This window comes from Streptosporangium sp. NPDC050855, from assembly GCF_044456585.1.
Taxonomy (GTDB): domain Bacteria; phylum Actinomycetota; class Actinomycetes; order Streptosporangiales; family Streptosporangiaceae; genus Streptosporangium; species Streptosporangium longisporum.
Window position 1 is genome coordinate 498,678 of sequence record NZ_JBITFY010000001.1, and the last position, 16,494, is coordinate 515,171.

The window sequence follows — 16,494 nt, forward strand, 5'->3', positions numbered from 1 at the left end:
GCGGAGGCCCTCGCCGACGACCGTGCGGGAACGCCGGTCGGGATCCCTCCCGGCCGACGTTCCGCCGTCACGGAGCCGCACGGCGGACGGCGCGCTCTACCGCCGGTACATCACGTCGACGTCCCACCGGGTGAAGCCGAGCTTCTCGTACAGGCGGATCGCCGAGGGGTTGCTCTCGTCCACGTACAGCATCACCTGGCCCAGGCCCCGCGACCGCAGGTACTCCAGGCCCGCCAGGGTCAGCGACCGGCCCAGGCCGCCTCCCCGCTCGTCGGGGTCGACGCCGACCACGTACACCTCGCCGATCGGCTCGTGGGCGTGGTCGCCGTCGTCGTGCACCTTGGTCCAGTGGAAGCCCACCAGCCGGTCGCCGCCCCCGGGGCCGTCCTGCCGTACGGCGAGGAAGAAACCGTCCGGGTCGAACCACGGCTCGTGCCGGCGCAGCCGGAGGTCCTCGATCGTCCACGCGCCCTGCTCGGGGTGATGGGCGAAGGCCCGGGCGTTGAGCGCCACCCACGCCTCCGGGTCGGAACCGCCGGGCTCGAACGTGCGCAGCCGTACGCCCTCGGGGAGCTCGAAACCGGGCAGGTCGCCGGACAGGGGGCGGCGCATCCGCCACAGCGATCTGACCTTCTCGAACTGCGCCGACCGGGCGAGAGCCTCGGCCGCGGGGTGCCCGCCGTGCGCCCACAGGCGCAGGCGCCCGCCGGCCCGGTCGAGCGCGGCCCGCAGCAGGTGCGCCCCGTGCCCGCGCCGCCGGAAGGCCGGGTGGACGACCAGTTCCCCGACCGGGCCCTCGACGGGATCGGCCGGGTCCACGTGCGCGTAGCCCACCAGGTCGTCCCCCTCGTACAGGAGCACCGCCCCGATCTGCTCGTCGCCTCCGTAGCGCAGGTGCAGCAAGGCCTGTTCGTTGAGCGGTCCGACCCCGTCGGCCTCGGTGGCCGCCTCCGCCACCTCGAGGATCGCGGCCACCTCGGCGCCGCCGAGCGATCCCCGGTGTTCCACACGCGCGTTCATCGAATAACTCCTGTGGATACTGCGGCCTTCAGACCGGAAAGAAAACGGGAGCGCGAAGGCGCTCTGGTGCCTGAGCGGGCCTGGACCCGCACGACCCGTTCCACCCACCATTTAAGTGATCCTGTCGTATTGTGCGAGGCGTGGCGCAGATCGTGAAGCGGGCCTTCAGGTTCCGCTTCCACCCGACGGACGAGCAGGCGGAAATACTGTCTCGCACGTTCGGCTGTGCTCGCCTGGTGTACAACAAAGCGCTCGAACACCGCAGCCGCGCCTACACCGTGGAGGGCCGGAAGGTCTCCTACGTGGAGTCCTCGGCCGCACTGACGCAGTGGAAGAAGACCGAGGACCTGGCGTTCTTGAACGAGGTGTCTTCGGTCCCGCTGCAACAGGCGCTGCGCCACCTGCAGGCGGCGTTCGCGAACTTCTTCGCCAAGCGGGCAAAATATCCGACGTTCAAATCCCGCAAGACGTCGCGGGCCGGCGCCGAGTACACCCGTAGCGCCTTCCGATGGAAAGACGGCCAACTCACCCTCGCCAAGATGGACGGCCCGCTGAACGTCGTGTGGTCGCGCCCCCTGCCCCAGGGGGCCGAGCCGTCCACGGTGACCGTGTCGAAGGACGCGGCCGGGCGGTGGTTCGTGTCGATCCTGTGTGAGGACCGCATTCCTCCACTTCCCCCCGCGAGCGGCACGGTCGGCGTGGACGCGGGCATCACGGCACTGGCGACGCTGTCGACCGGGGAGAAGATCGTCAACCCCCGGCACGAGCGGGCCGACCGCCGCAAGCTCGCCAAGGTCCAGCGGAACCTCTCGCGCACGGAGAAGGGTTCGGCGAACCGGCACAAGGCGAAGCTCAAGGTGGCGCGCGTTCACGCTCGTATCGCCGATCGGCGTCGCGATCATCTGCACAAGGTCACCACGCGTCTCGTCCGTGAGAACCAAACGGTCGTGATCGAAGACCTCACCGTGCGCACCATGGTGAAAAACCAGAGCCTGGCACGCGCCATCTCCGACGCCTCCTGGCGACAGATGCGCACCATGCTGGAGTACAAAGCACAGTGGTACGGGCGGAAACTGCTGGCCGTGGACCGCTGGTTCCCCTCGTCGAAGCTGTGCTCGGCGTGCGGAACCATCCAGCCATCCATGCCACTGGGCACCCGTGAGTGGGTGTGCGCCTGCGGCACGTACCATGATCGGGACGTGAACGCCGCGAAGAACATCCTCGCCGCCGGGCTGGCGGAGAGATAAAACGCCTGTGGAGCTGACGTAAGACCTCACAGAGAGTCCTCTCTGACGGGCGGTTGGCAGTGAAGCAGGAACCCTCACGAGCGACCGTGGGAATCCCCTCCCTCCAGGGAGGAGAGGATGTCAAGATGTGGACTCTAGGCGGGCGTGCCGGTCCCGCGTACGTCGGGGACTGGCAAAAGCCGCCATGTAGCGATCCGGTGAATCGTTATCTCTCGGACGTTCCACGGTCAGAAGGTCCCCCTAGTGTCGTGGTTCATGATGTCTCGTTCCTTCCAGCGGCTGGCGATGGCGGGCGTGCTCGCCGGGGCCGGTCTGGTGCTCGCGATGGGACCAGCCGAGGCGGGCAACAAGCCCGCCAAGACGGTGCCGGTCCGCCTGCTCTCCCTCAACGACTTCCACGGCAACCTCGAGCCTCCGACCGGGTCCTCCGGCCGCATGGTCGACGAGACCGGCGCCACCGTCGAGGCCGGTGGCGCCGCGTACGCCGCCACGCACCTCAAGCAGATGTCGGACAAGAACACCCTCAAGGTCGCCCAGGGCGACCTGATCGGCGCCACCCCCCTGATCTCCGCGGCCTACCACGACGAGCCGTCGGTGGAGTTCCTCGGCAAGATCGGCGTCACCGCCTCCGCCGTGGGCAACCACGAGTTCGACGAGGGCTACGCCGAGCTGCGGCGCATCATGAACGGCGGCTGCCACCCGGTGGACGGCTGCTCGCCCGCGGGTGAGTGGAAGGGCGCGAAGTTCACCTACCTCGGCGCCAACGTGATCTTCAAGCGGCCGACGCAGACCGCGGAGAAGCAGGCGCTGGACGCCCTGGGCGGCAAGAACACCGGCGCGCTGCGCGACCTGCTCCGGCAGTACGGCATCCCCGCGCTGCCCCCGGTCGCGATCCGCTGGATGAACGGCGTGCCGATCGGCTTCATCGGCCTGGTCACCCAGAGCACCCCGAGCATCGTCACCTCCGAGGGCATCAAGGACCTGGAGTTCATCGACGAGGTCAAGGCCGCGAACGTGGCGTCCAGGCTGCTCAAGCTGGTCGGCATCAAGGCCCAGGTCGTGCTGGTGCACGAGGGCGACCAGGTCACCGCAGGCCAGTCGCCGGACGCCTGCAGCGCCCAGCCGGGCGCGGGCAACCGGATCGCCACGCAGGTGGACGCCGAGGTCGACATGATCCTCAGCGGTCACTCGCACCAGGCCTACCTGTGCACGGTGTCCGACCCCAAGGGCGCCAAGCGCCTGTACAGCCAGGGCGGTTCCTTCGGCCGCGTGATCACCAAGGTCGACTTCCAGGTGGACGTCAGGACCCGTGACGTGGTGCGCTCCACGGTCGTGGCCGACAACCAGGTCGTGACCAGGACCGTCACCCCCGACCCGGAGATCACCGCGTTCGTCCAGACGTGGAAGGACCGTGTCGCGCCGGTGGCCAACAGGCCGATCGGCAGGATCACCGCGGACATCACCAACACCGCCGTGGCCTCCGGGGAGTCCCCGCTGGGCAACCTCATCGCCGACGCCCAGCTCGCCGCGACGAGGACCGGCGGCAACGCCCAGATCGCCCTGATGAACCCCGGTGGCGTACGGGCGTCCCTGAACTACGCGGGTTCGCCCGCGGGTGAGGGCGACGGCGTGGTGACGTACGGCGAGGCGTTCACCGTGCAGCCGTTCAACAACCTCACGCAGGTGGTCACGCTCACCGGTGCCCAGCTCAAGACCGTGCTGGAGCAGCAGTTCACCGGCGGGCCCAACGCCCAGGCGTTCACCAAGATCCTGCAGCCCTCGTCGAACTTCACCTACACCTACAGCGCGAGCGCGCCGTGGGGTTCGAAGGTCTCCAACATGAAGATCGACGGCGTCGACGTGACGGACACCCAGACGATCCGGGTGGCGGCCAACAACTTCCTGGTCGGCGGCGGGGACGCGTTCCTGGCCTTCAGGGACGGCACCGACCTGTGGAGCGGCCCGCTGGACATCGACGCCTTCACCGCCTACTTCGCGGCGAACCCGACGATCGCCCCGCCGGTGCCCGGCCACATCACGGTCGTGCCGTGACACCTGCGGGACACGCGGCGCGCCCGTCCGGGCCGGAGCGGCGCTCCACCGGGACGCGGCGCGCCGTGCCGGCCGGGACGGGAGCGGGCACGGCGTCGCGTACGCGCTGAGGTACGACCCCGCAGTCGAGGCCCGCGGGTGGGGCCCGCCGGAGAAACGTCCGGCGGGCCCCACGTGTGTCCGGGCCTCAGGGCGTGCCCGGCCCCCAGGGGGTGGTCCTGTGACACTTCGGGGATTCCGTGGCGGCTCCCGGGGGGCGTGCCCGGCCCTCAGGGGTGTCCCGCGGGCAGAGGCCGCGCGGTGTGCGGGCCGCGGGTCCGGTGCGTACCACCGGGGATGTACGCCGATCTCCTCCTCGTGCCGGTCGGCGGGCGGGAGACCCTGTCCTACCGTGTCAGGGTGAGGATCGGGAGGGCCGACGCGCTGATCGCGTTCGGTGTGCTGACGGGGATCGTCGCGGGCGTCTACGGCCAGATGTCCACCTCGGGCTCGCCGGAGCGCCCGCTGGACGTGTTCGGCATCGCGTTGATCATGACGTCGGCACTGCCGCTGGCGGTGCGGCGGAGCAGGCCCGCGACGGTGGGGGTGATCACGGTGGGCTGTGCCCTCGCCTACTACGCCTGCCGGTACCCCGGGGTCTTCACCGCCGCGCCCGCGCTGATGTCGATCTACACGGCCACCTCCATGGGACGGCGCCGCCTGGCGATCGCGCTCGCCGCCGCGCTGGGCGTGGGGATCTACGGCCTCATCGCGCTCTCCGACGTCGACCCTGCCCCTCCGGGAGGACTCTCCCTGATCAGCGGCTGGGTGGTGGCGGTGGTGGTCGTCGGAGAGATGACCAGGAACCGCCGCGCCTACCTGGAGGAGGTCGAGCGGCGCGCGGCCGAGGCCGAGCGCACCCGCGAGGAGGCGGCCCTGCGCAGGGCGGGCGAGGAGCGGCTGTGGATCGCCCAGGAACTGCACGACAGCCTCACCCACAGCATCTCGGTCATCAACGTCCAGGTCTCCGTGGCCGCGCACCTGCTGGACTCGGACCCCGGGCGCTCCCGGGAGGCGCTGGCCGCGATCAGGGAGGCGGGCCGCGACGCCATGTACGAGCTCCGCGCCACGCTCGGGGTGCTGCGGCAGGGCGACCCGGACGATCCCGGGGCGGGACTCGCCCGGCTGCCCGGCCTGGTCGCCCGGGCCGAGGCGGTGGGGCTGCCGGTCAAGGTCCTCGTCACGGGGGAGCCGCGGGACCTGCCCCCGGTCGTCGACCGGGCGGCCTACCGCATCACGCAGGAGGCGTTCACCAACGTGCTCCGGCACGCAGGGCCCGCGTCGATCACGCTGACCACCGAGTACCGGCCCGGGACGATCGTGATCTCCGTGGAGGACGACGGGGCGTCGGAGGTGGGGGTCGTCACGCAGGGAATGGGGCTGATCGGGATGCGCGAGCGGGCCGTCGCCGTCGGAGGGTCGTTCACGGCCGGGCCGCGTGCGGGAGGGGGGTTCGCCGTCCGGGCCGAGCTGCCGCTCACCGGGCCGTTCCCGGCCGAGTCCCCCGTCACCGGGACGCCGCCGTCCGCGCCCGAGCCGTCAGGGAGGGGACGCCGGTGATCAGGGTGCTGCTCGCCGACGACCAGGCGCTGATCCGGGGGGGGTTCCGCGCGCTGCTCGAGACGGCCGGTGACATCGTCGTCGTCGGCGAGGCGGGCAACGGCGTCGAGGCCGTCGAGCTCTCCCGCGCGCTGCGGCCGGACGTGGCGCTGCTGGACGTCAGGATGCCGCTGCTCGACGGGATCCAGGCCACCAGGAGGATCGGCGCCGACCCCGAACTCGACGCGGTGCGGGTGGTGATCCTGACCAACTACGCCCTGGACGAGTACGTCTTCGCGGCCCTGCGGGCCGGGGCCGGCGGTTTCCTGGTCAAGGACATCGAACCCGCGGAGCTGCTGAGGTCGGTGCGGGTGGCCGCCGCGGGGGAGGCGCTGCTCTCGCCCTCGGTGACCCGGCGGCTGATCGAGGAGTACGTGTCCACCCCGCCCAGGCCCGTGGCCGGGCCCGGTCTGGAACGCCTGACCGTGCGGGAGCGCGAGATCATGGCCCTGGTGGCCACCGGCATGTCCAACCTGGAGATGGCCGAGCACCTGACGATCAGCCACGCCACCGTGAAGACCCACGTCAGCCGGTCGATGACCAAGCTCGGGGCCCGGGACCGGGCGCAGCTCGTCGTCTTCGCCTACGAGTCGGGGCTGGTCACCCCCGGTGCCCCGCCGGACGTGCGTGCCTGACGCCCGACGTGCCCGCCTGACGCCCGACTGACGGCGGACGTGTGTGCCCGACGCGGGGCGGGCGAGGGATCGCCCACCGGGCGCGCCGATGCGCCCACCGGGCGGGGCCCCGTGGCCGGCACGTGACCGGGCACGGAACGACGGGACGGGTACGGGGCCGTGGACCGGCCGTCAGTTGTGGGCGGGCTCGCGCTCGTCGACGGGCTCGTTGCCGCGCTCGGGCACGAACCGGTACCCGACGTTGCGCACGGTGCCGATCAGCGCCTCGTACTCGGCGCCGAGCTTGGCGCGGAGCCGCCGGACGTGGACGTCCACGGTGCGGGTGCCGCCGAAGTAGTCGTACCCCCAGACCTCCTGGAGGAGCTGGGCGCGGGTGAAGACCCTCCCCGGGTGCTGCGCCAGGTACTTCAGGAGCTCGAACTCCTTGAAGGTCAGGTCCAGGGCGCGGCCGCGGAGCCGGGCGGTGTAGGTGGCCTCGTCGATCGACAGGTCGCCGTTGCGGATCTCGTCGGGGACGTCCTCGGCCGCGGAGAGGCTGAGCCTGCCCACGGCCATCCGGAGCCGTGCCTCGACCTCGGCGGGACCGGCGGTGTCCAGGATGACGTCGTCGACACCCCACTCCGCGGTCAGCCCGGCCAGGCCGCCCTCGGTGACGATCACCACCAGCGGGCAGGCGACACCCGTGGTCCGCAGCAGCCGGCACAGGCTCTTGGCCTGGACGAGCTCGCGGCGCGCGTCCACCAGGATCGCGTCGGCGGGCGGGGCGTCGAGCAGGGCGGACGCCTCCGCCGGCGAGACCCGTACCGAGTGCAGCAGCAGTCCCAGCGCCGGAAGCACCTCGGTCGAGGGCTCGAGGGCGTTGGTGAGCAGCAGGAGATTGCTCACGATGTCTCCTTCCCGCGTCATGCCGGCAATAAGCCGTACAAACACGTAAGGACCCGGGGGCTACATTGCCCAGGTCCCGTAGTAGGTGAGGATAACCCACGGGGATGAAGCGTTCAGCGAACGTCCACCTGATGAACACGGGTTCTCCAGGTGAATTCGCCGTAATGGCGTGGTAACCCTGCGTGCGGTCAAGGAGATGATTCACAGATGGCGACGGGCATCGTCAGGTACTGGGCGGCGGCCAAGGAGGCGGCGGGCGTGGCGGAGGAGCCGTTCGAGGCCGCCACCCTCGACGAGTTGATGACCAAAATCACATCGGGCCGTGACGCGCTCGCCCGCGTGGTGAGACGGTCGTCGTTCCTGGTCAACGGGGATCCGGTGGGGTTGCGGGCGCACGGGACGGTCGTCCTGGCCGACGGGGCCACGGTGGAGGTGCTGCCCCCCTTCGCGGGCGGCTGAGCCGCGGGAGGCTACCACCTGGGCGTCGTTTCGGACAGGATGGCCAGGGGAGATCACGCCCACGGCCTCACCCCGGAGCCGGAGAGTGAACAGGGAGTCGGATGCGTAAGCTCATCGCTTTTCTGGTCCTGCTTCTCGTCCTCGTCGCGGTCCTGGACCGGGTGGCCGTCACCGGGGTGCAGCGTGAGATCGCCCGGCAGGCGACGGCCAAGTACGACCTGTCCGCCCCGCCCGAGGTGACCATCGCGGGCATCCCCTTCCTCACCCAGGCGATCGCCGGCCGCTACGAGAGGGTCGACGTCGCCGCGGGCGCGATGACGATCTCGGGCGTGGCGCTCTCCAGCGTCGACTTCACCCTGCACGGCGTCACCGCGCGGCTGGAGGACCTCGTCATGCGCCCCCAGCAGGTGGACATGCGCGCCGAGCGGGTGGAGGGGGCGGTCGTGGTCCCGGTGCGGGCGCTCAACCAGCGGGCGCCGCGCGGGGTCAAGGTCAGCGTCGCGGGCGACGCGCTCCTCATCAAGGGGGAGATCACGGTGCTGGGACAGCAGGTGCCGGCCGAGGCGACCATGAAGGTGGAGATCGTCCAGGGCGGCCTGCAGCTCCTCGCGGAGAAGGTGACCCTGGGCGGCGGCATCGCGGTGCCCGACCCCAACCGGTTCCTCAACTACCGCATCCCGCTCGGGAAGCTGCCCTACAACCTCAAGCTGACCGACGTCCGGGTCGTCCCCGGAGGGCTGCGCATCTCGGGGACGGCCTCCGACGTGCCCCTGCGCGGCTGACCGTGTCCCGTGTCTGAACCGGATCGCCCCGGCGTACGTCGTGAGGGTGTGAGCCAAGCCGGAACCGCCGACGAGCAGCTCGTCAGGGCGCTCTTCGACGAACACGGCGGGCCGCTCTACGGCTACGTGCTGCGGCTGACGGGAGACTCGGGAAGGGCGGAGGACGTCGTGCAGGAGACACTGCTGCGGGCCTGGCGCCACCCGGACGCGCTGACCGGACGATCCATCCGCGCCTGGCTGTTCACGGTGGCCCGCAACCTCGTCGTCGACCAGCACCGCGCGCGCAGCTCGCGCCCGCCGGAGACGGGCGACGAGGCGCTCGCGGTGGTGCCCGCCGAGGACGAGCTGGAGCGGGCCGTGGAGTCGTGGGCGGTGGCCGAGGCGCTGGCCGCGCTCAGGCCCGAGCACCGCGAGGTGCTGGCCGAGGTCTACTACCAGGGCAAGTCCGTCCGGGAGGCCGCCGACGCGCTCGGCATCCCCGCCGGAACGGTCAAATCGCGCACGTATTACGCGCTTCGGGCGCTCAAGCTGGCGCTGGAGGAGCGGGGGCTCGCGCCATGACGACGACCTGTGACGAAGTACGGATGTCGCTCGGGGTCTACGCCCTCGGCGCGCTGGAGCCGGACGAGCGGGCGCCGGTCGAGACCCATCTCGCCGGGTGCGCCCGGTGCCGCGCGGAGCTGGAGGAGCTGACCGGGGTGGCCACGTTCCTGGGCAAGGTGTCCCAGGACGACGTGGCGCAGGTGGCGAGCCCGCCCGGCGCGGTGCTCGACCGGCTGCTCAGCGCCGGTGTCAGGCGACGCCGTACGAACCGGCTGATGCTCTCGCTGGCCGCCTCGGTGCTGGTGGTCGGGCTCGGCGGCGGGACCCTGTGGACGGTCTCCCAGTCCCAGCAGGACGTCGGCACGGCGGTCTCCGCGCCGCACCCGGCCGCGGGCGGGGAGACGGAGGCCGACCAGGGGGCGGACGCCCGAAGCGGAGGCCGGGAGCAGGGGGAGACGCTGCGGGACCCGGGATCGTCCCAGGACGACGCCCGGACCAAGGCCGCGCCCTCGTCGCCCTCGTCGCCCTCGTCGCCCCCTTCGCCGTCGTCGCGGCGGCCCCTGCCGTCGTCCTCGCCGTCCTCGACCGGGTCCCGCCCGTCCGACCCGGAGTCGCAGATCATGCTCGCGCCGAGCGAGGTGCGGGCGGCGGATCGGAACGGCGCGGTCCGCGCGGTGGCGACCGCGTCCGTGGCGCGGGGGGTCACCACGGTCAGGGTCGTGCTCACCGGGGTGGCCGACGGCACCCGCTGCCGACTGAGGGTGTTCGGCGACGGCGGCCTCAGGCAGACGGCGGGCGTGTGGACCGTCGGCGGGGCCGCCCAGGACGCCTCGGGCGCCTTCGTGACGACGACCACGATCCCGCCCGAGCGCATCACCTCGTTCGAGATCGCCACCGCCGGGGGACGGGTGCTGATCACCCTCCTCGTCCCCTGATCGTCCCCTGATCGTCCGCCGGTCGGCACCGGCCCGTCCGCGGGAATCACGCGGGGGCCCCGGCGCGTTGTCCTTCGTCATGACCGGGTGGACGGTACTGGCCGTCACGCTCGCCCTGGCCACGCTCGCGGGCGTGCTGGTGCGGCGGCGCGACGGCGTGGTGCGGGAGGCGAGGGGCGGGGTGGAACGGCTCACCGCGGACGACCTGCAGATGGAGCTCGGGGAGCGCGCGACCCTCGTGCAGTTCTCCAGCGCCTTCTGCCAGCCGTGCCGGGCGACCCGGCGGATCCTCGACGAGGTGGCCCGGATGGTGCCGGGCGTCGCGCACGTGGAGGTCGACGCCGAGTCCCGTCTCGACCTGGTCCGGTCGCTGAACATCATGCGCACCCCCACGGTCCTCGTCCTGGACGCGTCCGGCCGGGTGGTGCGGCGGGCCTCCGGCCAGCCCAGGAAGGCGGACGTGATCGGCGCCCTGGGGGCGGCGGTGGGCGAGTGAGCGGGGCACCCTACCGTCCACCGAACGATCTTGTCTCAGAAATTGGACGGGGATGTGACAGATGGCGGGACGCCGGGGTAATGTCATGGGCATGAACCCGACGACAGAGCTGCTCACGAAGCGGCGCGCGGTTGATTTCTGCCGCGTGACCACCGCGCTCTGTCGCGTTTCCTGAGGGCGATCTCAAGCGGCCGTTCGAGCCGCACCGATCTGCACGACCCTTCAGGGAGCATCACGCGATGCAAGCCGATCCCCGAGCTCTCCGTTTCGCCGCGGCCGTCACCGCCGTCGTGCTCGCGCTCGTCCTGGTCACCGGTAACCCGTGGTTGCTGGCCGCCCAGGCCGTGGTGTTCGCACTGGGCGTCGCCGGCCTGTCGCCGTACGGAACGGTCTTCAGGGCTCTGGTGAAGAGTCCTCCCCGGCAGGTGGAGGACGCCTCGCCGCCGCGCTTCGCGCAGGCGGTGGGACTCGCCTTCGCCCTGGTCGGCCTGGTCGGATACGTCGCACAGATCACGCCGCTGGCCCTCGGCGCCACCGCCGCGGCACTCTTCGCCGCCTTTCTCAACGCCGCTTTCGGGCTCTGCCTCGGCTGCGAGATGTACTTGATCATTCGTCGTTCACCACCCGCCGCACGATGATCCCGGAGGATCAAAAATGAGCCGCTCCGCCGTCCTGGTCGACGCCGACTGGGTCGAGGCCAACCTCGACACCCCCGGTGTCGTACTCGTTGAAGTGGACGAGGACGCCAGTGCCTACGACACGGGCCACATCCGTGGCGCCGTGAAGATCGACTGGAAGCAGGACCTCCAGGACCCGGTCCGCCGTGACTTCGTCGACCGTGAGGGCTTCCAGGCGCTGCTGTCGTCCCGGGGCATCTCCAACGACGACACCGTCGTCCTCTACGGCGGCAACAACAACTGGTTCGCCGCCTACGCCTACTGGTACTTCAAGCTCTACGGCCACGAGAACGTCAAGCTCCTCGACGGTGGCCGCAAGAAGTGGGAGCTCGACTCCCGCGAGCTCGTCAAGGACGTCACCGAGCGTCCCGCGACGAACTACCAGGCCAAGGACCAGGACCTGTCCATCCGTGCCTTCCGTGACGACGTCGTCGCCGCGATCGGCAAGCTCAACCTGGTCGACGTGCGCTCGCCCGACGAGTTCACCGGCAAGCTGCTCGCGCCCGCCCACCTCCCGCAGGAGGCGGCGCAGCGCGGCGGCCACGTTCCCACCGCCCGCAACATCCCGTGGTCGAAGACCGCGAACGACGACGGCACCTTCAAGACGGACGAGGACCTCAAGGCCCTCTACGAGGGCGAGGGCGTCGACTTCTCCAAGGACACCATCGCCTACTGCCGTATCGGGGAGCGCTCCGCGCACTCGTGGTTCGTCCTCCACGAGATCCTCGACCAGGCCAGCGTCAAGAACTACGACGGATCGTGGACCGAGTACGGCTCGCTGGTAGGCGTGCCGATCGAACTGGGAGAGGCCCGCTAATGACTCAGGGATGCGCAGCTCCGGAACAGACGGCCGCGATTCCGGCCGGGATCGACCTCGCGGGACAGGCCGTGATCCAGGGCGTGGTCTCGGGCGCCGGCAGGGCGTACGCCCGCCTGCTCGACCACGCCGGCGAGTTCACCGGTGAGGTGGTGGTGTCCGACGAGGGCGTCTTCCGCTTCTTCGCCGCCCCCGGTGACTGGACCGTCCGCATCATCGCGGGCGGTGGCGTCAGCAAGGACATCCCCGCCCAGGCGCGCCTGGGCGAGGTCACCCAGCTCGCCGTGAGCGTCTGACCCGGCAGGGCCGGACCCGTTCACCTCGTCAAGGACCGGTACCCCCTCGGGGGGTGCCGGTCCTTGCGCGATGCGGGGCCTTTTTTCATGCCTGTGGCCCGCGGCCTTCCGCCGTCCCGCTCCTCCGCTCGTTCCCGTCTTCCCACTCTTCCGCTCGTTCCCGCCTCCCGTCTTTCCGGGAAGGCGGTCGGAAGGTCAGGCGGGAAGGCGGTCCTCCACCCGCCGTACGGCGTCGGCGTAGTCGGGCTCGGGGGACATGGCCGCCGCCAGGCGCAGGTGCGGCAGCGCCTGCCCGTGCCGCCCGGCGCGCTCCAGCGTCCTGCCGAGCAGGAAGCGGGCGTAGTGGTCGCCGGGGGTGCGCTCCAGCAGCGACTCCAGCGTCTCCCTCGCCCGGCCGAGCTGGGCCGAGCCGAAGTAGGCGCGGGCCGCCAGCAGGCGAACGGCGGGGTCGTCGCCGTGCTCGGCCAGCAGCGGCTGCAGCGTCCGCAGGGCACCGAGCGGGTCCCGCAGACCCAGCAGCGCCTCGGCCTGGCGCAGCCACCGGACCTCGTCGGGGACCTCCCTCGGCGGAGCGGCGTCACGTACCAGGCCGGCGAGGACCTCCGGAGGCTGCGCGCCCGTGACCGCGGTGTCGCCGACCACGAAGGTCGGTGAGGTGGCGACGCCGTGGGCCTTGCCGCGCAGCAGCTCGGAGCGGACCTCGTCCGTGCCGTCGCCGCGCTCCAGCGCCTCGGTCATGCCGTCCAGGCCGGCCTCGGCGGCGAGCGCCGCCAGGGTGGCGCGGTCGGCGATGTCGGCGCCCTCGGTGAAGTGGGCGCGCAGGATCCGCTCGACGACCGCGTCCTGGAGCGCCGCGCCGCCCCGCCCGTAGGCGAGGGCGATCACCCGGTGGGCGTCGAACGTGTTCGCCCGCCACACCGCGCCCCGCCACACCGCGCCCTGCCGCGGCGCGGCGTCGCCGGTGCTCTCACCGATCCGCTCGGCGGCGGCGGCGTTCGATACGCGGGCCCGGTTCTCGGCCGGGGTCAGGGTGGGGTGGCAGGCCCGCAGCGCGCCCTCGGCGACCGGGTCGCGAAGGGCGTCCTCCAGGGGCTCGGACGGTATCGGGGCCATCGGGTCGATGAGGTACGGCCGCCAGACGACCTCCACGTCCTCGCCGAGTCCGGCCTTCTCCAGGCGTCGCTTGCCGACGTAGGCCCAGGGGCAGACCAGGTCCGCCCAGATCTCCATGCGCTTCATGGCCTCTGCAACACACGACAGGCGTCGTTTATTCGACACATGTCGTTTAGGCTTGGCGGCATGCCCGCAGACGATCCGAGAATCCGCAGGACGCGGGCCCGGCTGCGCTCCGCCGTGCTGGAGCTGGCCGGTGCGCGCGACCCCGACTCGATCACCGTCGCCGAGATCGCCCAGCTGGCCGGGGTGAACCGGGCCACGGTCTACGTCCACTACCGCGACCGTGACGACCTGGTGCTCGACGCCATGGAGACCGCCGTCGCCGAGCTGGCCGCCGACGCCGCGCGGTGCCCCTACCGGGAGCCGGGGCCGGTGCCCGCGTCGCTGATCGCCCTGTTCGAGCACATCGGGGAGCGCGCCGGGCTGTACCGGCGGATGCTCGGTCCGTACGGCAGCGCCCGGTTCCGCGCGCGGCTGCACGAGGCCCTGGCCGCGGGGCTGGGCGACCCCTTCGCGGCGGGCTCCAGGCCTCCCGGGCACGACGACGTGCCGCCGGAGATACACGCCCATCACGTGGCGGGCGCGCTGGTCGGGATCGCCACGTACTGGCTGGGGGAGCATCCGCCCCGTCCCGCGGCCGACATCGCGGCGGCGGCGTGGAGCCTGGTCCGCTGAGCCCTCCGCCGCGTCGGGCGGTTTTCCTGTGGCCGGTGAGGCCGGGGCCCTACGATGCATCGGGTGTCCGGAAGGTCTGTCATGCCGCCAGTTCCGTCCGTTTCCGCGCCGCCCGCGCCGTCGCGGGCCGCCGGACGGGAGCCGGCCCCGCTCTCGGCGTCCTCGCTGCCCGCGCACATGCTCGGGATCCTCGCGGCCGGCGCCCTGTCGCTGGTCGTCTGGTTCTCGATGGGACGGGTGGTCCGGGCCCTGCTGATGGTGGCCGCCAGCGAGGTCTCCCACGGCGACCACCGGCAGGTGCGGCTGGTCGTCACCATGTTCCTGTTCACCCTGATCGTGCTGACCGAGCTCGTGGTCATGGCCGGGATGCTGCACTCGGTACGCGGGGCGCTGCGGGAGATCCGGGCCCGGCGCCAGGACGGCGAGGCGGACGAGGGCATGTTCGGCGCGCTGAACCGCGCCACCCTGGTCTTCGCCACCATCTACCTCGCCTGGGGCTTCCAGAGCGCGGACGCCCGGGAGTTCATCGCGGTGGACACGGCCAGGCGGATCGACCAGGACCTCGCCGGCAGCCTGGCCGGCAGGGAGATCGAGGGCGGCACCGGCCTGATCGCGCTGGACCCGCGGATCTCCCTGACCATCGCCGTGGTCGCGTACCTGCTCAGGACGCTGTTCGGCTGGTGGCACGCCAACGGCAGGGTCACCGGGAGCGGCGTGGCCGCGACCTTCTTCGAGCTGGCCTTCGCCTTCTACAGCCTCAACGCGCTGTTCGCCTTCGCCGAGGCGCGCTCGGACTGGCTCGACCACCGGGCCGTCGTGTCGGCGGTCGAGGGCTGGGCCGAGAACGCGCGCGAGAGCCTGCCGTGGTGGAAGACGTTCTCGCACGCGGTCGGCGACGTCTGGCCGCACGTGGTGGAGGGCCTGATCGTCCCGCTCACCTGGCTGACGGTGGCCTCGCTCGTCTACGGCGCCTTCGCCGAGGACACCCGCGCGGTCGTGCGGGGGACCCGGCTCGACGACGTGGCGACCCGGGTGGAGCGCTCGCACCGCCTGACCCGCACCACGATGAGCCAGGCCACGATGGGGCTCCAGGAGCGGTGGATCCCCCCGGTGAACGCCTTCCGGCTGGTCACCCGGGGCGGCCCCGCGCTCTTCGGCCTGTTCTGCCTGTGCCACGTCGGGATCCGGGTGGCGGCCGACCACGCGGACCGGGGCGTCCGGATGCTGATCGGTAGCGAGGAGCCGTTCGTCTGGGTGGCGCTGGGCGGGCCCACGGGCTTCCTGCGGGACCTGGTGGTGGCGGTGCTGACCGTCTGCCTGCTGGCGGCCACGTTCGACATCGCGGCCACCCGGAGCCGGGAGACGGGCCGGGCGCTCACCGGGTGAAGCGCAGCACCCGGTCCTGGGGGATCTCCTCCTTCGCGCTCCTGGCGAACATGTCCTTGACCGACTCGCCCTCCACCAGGCGGGCCGTGGAGGGGCGCAGGTGGACCTCGACCTGCTCGGCCACCCCCGCGGGCACCATGCCGACCAGGTCGTAGGAGTAGGGCGTTCCTGTCCTGTGGTCCTTGACCTCGTCGGGAACGTCGTCGCCCTGGGACAGGGCCTTCCAGACGCGGCCGTCGGGATGCCTGATCTCGACCCCGGGCTCGCCGCGCCGGCTGACGCCCTCGGCGTCCAGGGAGGTCCTGGTCACCTTGATCTTGAGCCATGTGCGGCCCGGCGCGGGCTTCTGGCCGGGCAGGTCGTCCACTTCCTTGACCGTGACCTTCCAGGAGACCCGCATCAGGGTCGCCTCGGCCCCCGCGGCGACCGTCAGGATCCTGTCCGGGGGGTGGGTGTCCCTGTAGACGGTGTAGCCGTTCCAGGTGGAGGCGGCCAGGGCGAGCACCACGGCCCCGGCCGCCCCGGCGGCCCGCAGCGCGGTACGCCCGCGCGGACGCGAGCCCGCGTGACGCCCGCGGGACCGGGCGGACGCCTCACCCGGGGACGGCGCCTCGTCCCGGCCAGGCACCCCGTCCCGGACGTCCGTCGCGTCCCGCGAGGGTGTCGCGTCCCATGCGGGAGCCCCGTCCCATGCGGGAGCCCTGTTCTGCGTGGGCGTCCCGCCCCCTGCCGGGGCCGTGCCCCGCGTGGGCCGCGGCTCCCGCTCCGGTGAGAA

The 16,494-nt window shown here is 71.9% G+C and carries 19 protein-coding genes; 15 read left to right on the top strand and 4 right to left on the bottom strand.

The features are described from left to right. Positions 1-96: 96 nt before the first annotated feature. The gene (gene mshD, locus ACIBCT_RS02350; protein WP_399185615.1) at positions 97-1,020 is read right to left on the bottom strand and encodes a mycothiol synthase; all 924 of its coding nucleotides are present in this window, start codon (positions 1,018-1,020) and stop codon (positions 97-99) included. Between the two features lie 140 nt (positions 1,021-1,160). Between mshD and ACIBCT_RS02355 the strand changes: the two genes are divergently transcribed. From ACIBCT_RS02355 to ACIBCT_RS02370, 4 genes are all read left to right on the top strand, one after another. Beyond that, entirely contained in the window at positions 1,161-2,267 is a 1,107-nt protein-coding gene (locus tag ACIBCT_RS02355) for an RNA-guided endonuclease InsQ/TnpB family protein (protein WP_399185616.1), read from the top strand. 255 nt (positions 2,268-2,522) lie between these two features. Next, positions 2,523-4,319, top strand: coding sequence for a bifunctional metallophosphatase/5'-nucleotidase (locus ACIBCT_RS02360; protein WP_399185617.1), 1,797 nt, complete (start codon positions 2,523-2,525; stop codon positions 4,317-4,319). A gap of 399 nt (positions 4,320-4,718) precedes the next feature. Beyond that, positions 4,719-5,918 carry a sensor histidine kinase gene (locus ACIBCT_RS02365; protein ID WP_399185618.1) on the top strand — a complete coding sequence of 400 codons (1,200 nt, stop codon included), beginning with the start codon at positions 4,719-4,721 and terminating at the stop codon, positions 5,916-5,918. Beyond that, positions 5,915-6,592, top strand: coding sequence for a response regulator (locus ACIBCT_RS02370; RefSeq protein WP_399185619.1), 678 nt, complete (start codon positions 5,915-5,917; stop codon positions 6,590-6,592). The genes ACIBCT_RS02365 and ACIBCT_RS02370 overlap by 4 nt, the downstream gene beginning before the upstream one ends. Positions 6,593-6,763: 171 nt before the next feature. Here the strand turns inward: ACIBCT_RS02370 and ACIBCT_RS02375 are convergent, their stop codons facing one another. Further along, a complete protein-coding gene (locus tag ACIBCT_RS02375; protein ID WP_399185620.1) occupies positions 6,764-7,477 on the bottom strand; it encodes a winged-helix domain-containing protein in 714 nt (237 codons plus the stop codon). A 207-nt stretch (positions 7,478-7,684) separates the two neighbouring features. Here ACIBCT_RS02375 and ACIBCT_RS02380 point away from each other — a divergent pair, with 207 nt between their 5' ends. The 9 genes from ACIBCT_RS02380 (at position 7,685) to ACIBCT_RS02420 (ending at position 12,482) form a co-directional block, all read left to right on the top strand. Beyond that, complete coding sequence (locus ACIBCT_RS02380) at positions 7,685-7,936, top strand: MoaD/ThiS family protein (RefSeq protein WP_399185621.1); 252 nt, start codon at positions 7,685-7,687, stop codon at positions 7,934-7,936. Positions 7,937-8,037: 101 nt separating this feature from the next. Next, a complete protein-coding gene (locus ACIBCT_RS02385) occupies positions 8,038-8,718 on the top strand; it encodes a DUF2993 domain-containing protein (RefSeq protein ID WP_399185622.1) in 681 nt (226 codons plus the stop codon). A gap of 48 nt (positions 8,719-8,766) precedes the next feature. Then, positions 8,767-9,279, top strand: coding sequence for a sigma-70 family RNA polymerase sigma factor (locus ACIBCT_RS02390; RefSeq protein WP_344890407.1), 513 nt, complete (start codon positions 8,767-8,769; stop codon positions 9,277-9,279). Next, positions 9,276-10,196: an anti-sigma factor family protein gene (locus tag ACIBCT_RS02395; RefSeq protein ID WP_399185623.1), complete on the top strand. Its 921-nt coding sequence runs from the start codon at positions 9,276-9,278 to the stop codon at positions 10,194-10,196. The genes ACIBCT_RS02390 and ACIBCT_RS02395 overlap by 4 nt, the downstream gene beginning before the upstream one ends. A 79-nt stretch (positions 10,197-10,275) precedes the next feature. Beyond that, complete coding sequence (locus ACIBCT_RS02400) at positions 10,276-10,692, top strand: TlpA family protein disulfide reductase (RefSeq protein WP_399185624.1); 417 nt, start codon at positions 10,276-10,278, stop codon at positions 10,690-10,692. Between the two features lie 91 nt (positions 10,693-10,783). Next, positions 10,784-10,867: a putative leader peptide gene (locus ACIBCT_RS02405; RefSeq protein WP_362807785.1), complete on the top strand. Its 84-nt coding sequence runs from the start codon at positions 10,784-10,786 to the stop codon at positions 10,865-10,867. A 64-nt stretch (positions 10,868-10,931) separates the two neighbouring features. Continuing rightward, the gene (locus ACIBCT_RS02410; RefSeq protein ID WP_399185625.1) at positions 10,932-11,330 is read left to right on the top strand and encodes a DUF4395 domain-containing protein; all 399 of its coding nucleotides are present in this window, start codon (positions 10,932-10,934) and stop codon (positions 11,328-11,330) included. Positions 11,331-11,346: 16 nt separating this feature from the next. Then, entirely contained in the window at positions 11,347-12,186 is an 840-nt protein-coding gene (locus ACIBCT_RS02415; RefSeq protein ID WP_399185626.1) for a sulfurtransferase, read from the top strand. Then, positions 12,186-12,482, top strand: a complete 297-nt coding sequence (locus tag ACIBCT_RS02420; protein WP_344890394.1) for a DUF1416 domain-containing protein — start codon at positions 12,186-12,188, stop codon at positions 12,480-12,482. Before ACIBCT_RS02415 ends, ACIBCT_RS02420 begins: the two co-directional genes overlap by 1 nt. Before the next feature lie 195 nt (positions 12,483-12,677). Here ACIBCT_RS02420 and ACIBCT_RS02425 read toward each other — a convergent pair whose 3' ends face one another. Next, entirely contained in the window at positions 12,678-13,721 is a 1,044-nt protein-coding gene (locus ACIBCT_RS02425; RefSeq protein WP_399185627.1) for a DsbA family protein, read from the bottom strand. Between the two features lie 60 nt (positions 13,722-13,781). On the opposite strand from ACIBCT_RS02425, the gene ACIBCT_RS02430 reads away from it, so the two are divergent. After that, entirely contained in the window at positions 13,782-14,333 is a 552-nt protein-coding gene (locus tag ACIBCT_RS02430; protein ID WP_399185628.1) for a TetR/AcrR family transcriptional regulator, read from the top strand. Between the two features lie 81 nt (positions 14,334-14,414). Continuing rightward, positions 14,415-15,719: a hypothetical protein gene (locus tag ACIBCT_RS02435; protein WP_399185629.1), complete on the top strand. Its 1,305-nt coding sequence runs from the start codon at positions 14,415-14,417 to the stop codon at positions 15,717-15,719. Here ACIBCT_RS02435 and ACIBCT_RS02440 read toward each other — a convergent pair. Further along, on the bottom strand, positions 15,709-16,347 hold the full coding sequence (locus ACIBCT_RS02440; protein WP_399185630.1) for a hypothetical protein: 639 nt from the start codon (positions 16,345-16,347) through the stop codon (positions 15,709-15,711). The two genes, ACIBCT_RS02435 and ACIBCT_RS02440, sit on opposite strands and share 11 nt — an antisense overlap. Positions 16,348-16,494 lie beyond the last annotated feature (147 nt).